This is a genomic window from Mesorhizobium sp. IMUNJ 23033 (assembly GCF_044778005.1).
Taxonomy (GTDB): Bacteria; Pseudomonadota; Alphaproteobacteria; order Rhizobiales; family Rhizobiaceae; genus Mesorhizobium; species Mesorhizobium amorphae_A.
Genome location: NZ_JBJACT010000081.1, coordinates 1 through 1,904, shown reverse-complemented (window position 1 = coordinate 1,904; position 1,904 = coordinate 1). Strand labels below are relative to the sequence as shown.

The window sequence follows — 1,904 nt, the reverse complement described above, 5'->3', positions numbered from 1 at the left end:
TCTGCTGCAAGATAGTCGTAGCGAGCTGGATCAGCCGACAGGGTAATTGGATGAAGACCAAGACGCTGGGCTGCTTGGACGTATCGCAGACCAATTCCCCTATGACCTTCAACTAGGATAAGCGCTCTTGTTGCCATTGGCATCGACCTCCATTGCGTTCTGCGGGCGGTCCGAGCGTAAACAGGTATCAGCCTCTTGAGCGTGCCTGACCTCAGACTTACGATGAACGTACAACCTTCAGGGACTTGTGCTCGCAAAGATTCTATAATTTTACTTGAAGCATCTGTTACAACGTGCTGGTAACCGGCGCGTGGCGTCCTGAACGCTAACATGCGGCGACCCAGTGTTTAACCGCGAAGAGATCCGCAGAGCCGGCAAGAACTTGGATAAGGCAAAAAAGGAACTTGCAGTCAGCTCCGCGATCAGAGAACCCCATGTGACGAGGCGTTCGGCAGCACATCAGATCGATAGATCGGCTCGCCCCCCTTCTTCTCCGCGATGATAGTCGATGAAGGTGATTATCGTCTGTAAAGGCGATCGAGCTCCGCCATCGCAAACCAAGCAATCGCCTTGCGCTCATTGGCCTGGCGCAGTTCGCGGTTCTCCCGCTCCCAGAGCCTTCAGCTCCTCGGCAACCTGGGTGGGGATGCCTCCCAGCATGCCGCCCGTCCACCTCTACCTTCTTGGCCCATTCGCTGTGCGACTGCGTCGTGCAGCCGATCTTGGCCGCGATCGAAGAAACGGCCGCCCAGTGCGACGGGTGTTCCCCTCGTGAGCTTTTGACCTGATGGGGTTGTCTAATCGCGGTGGGGACGTCAAGTATCTTCTTGCTTGGAGATGCGTTTGCCGGGTACACGGTTGTCTTCGCGGTCAACATCGGTCGCCCCATAATGGAACTTCGCGGGACGAGCCCTAACGCACTTTCTGAGTCAGCGTTGCAACCCCATCAGCGGAATGGCTCGGCTCACGTCCGGGCAAGGACGCCTCAGGCGTTCAGAGTCTGAACGCTATCTGGATTTGCGTGGTGGCTCCTGCATTCGGAGTAAAGAGCTCGCCGGCTTTTAGGTCGTATGCATTATCACCGCCAGTTTGCGCGCCACAGCTACGCAGCTCTTTTGAAGCCGATCCCCTCCCGGAGCTGGAAACCCCATGTCCGCAGGGTGCTCTCGGTTGAGCTACGCGTCAGACCGACGCCGCTTCGTAGAGAAGCCCTCGCAAATGGCGGTCGCCGCGTCGGGATATTTGGCCATCATATCGACTTCTCCGGATTGGTAGCGGCGCGCGCCCCGTGATGTAAATCGGTGGCAGGCTGCGCTTTAGCCGACTGTACTGCTCGATGCGTTCTGGCGATCCCGAATTAGCTTCAGCCGTTGCCCGGAGCGATCCGGCAAGCGACTTTTGGTACCGTGGGCGATTAGCGCCTCTTGGTTATCTGATCGACAAACAGTGCCGAGAAGCAATAGTCCATCGGTGGTGTCGTCCAACCGCAATGCCTCGCTCAGCGTTGAAGATGTCGTCCACTATAGCGCGACGATCAGGATGAGACGAGTCTCACCTTGGTTGTCGCCGCGCAGGCCACCGAAATTCGTTGAGACGCTCCACCGATACTTTGCAACAGATCCTTCAACTAAACTTATAGAATCTTTGCGAGCGCAAATCCCGAAAGGTTGTACGTTCGTCCTGACATCTGAGGTCAGGCACTGACAAAAAAGCGATGCCTGTTTGCGCTCAGACTGCCGTACAGCCCGCAACGGAGGGTCAACGCACATGACAAGAAGAGCGCTCATCATGGTTGAAGGCCATGCGCGTATTGGTCTGCGATACGTCCAAGCAGCCCAGCGTCTTGGTCTTCATCCAATTACCCTGTCGGCTGATCCAGCTCGCTACGACTATCTTGCAGCAGA

General features: G+C 56.5%; 2 pseudogenes and 1 other annotated feature. Both pseudogenes read right to left on the bottom strand.

The annotated features are described in order from the left end of the window. Positions 1-440: 440 nt before the first annotated feature. Positions 441-564: a sequence feature (AL1L pseudoknot), on the bottom strand. Beyond that, positions 496-823: pseudogene (locus ACFX5Q_RS34735) on the bottom strand (IS3 family transposase); the annotation flags it as partial. (Overlaps the previous feature by 69 nt.) Before the next feature lie 238 nt (positions 824-1,061). Next, positions 1,062-1,280 (bottom strand): annotated as a pseudogene (locus tag ACFX5Q_RS34730) (transposase); the annotation flags it as partial. Between the last annotated feature and the right edge of the window lie 624 nt (positions 1,281-1,904).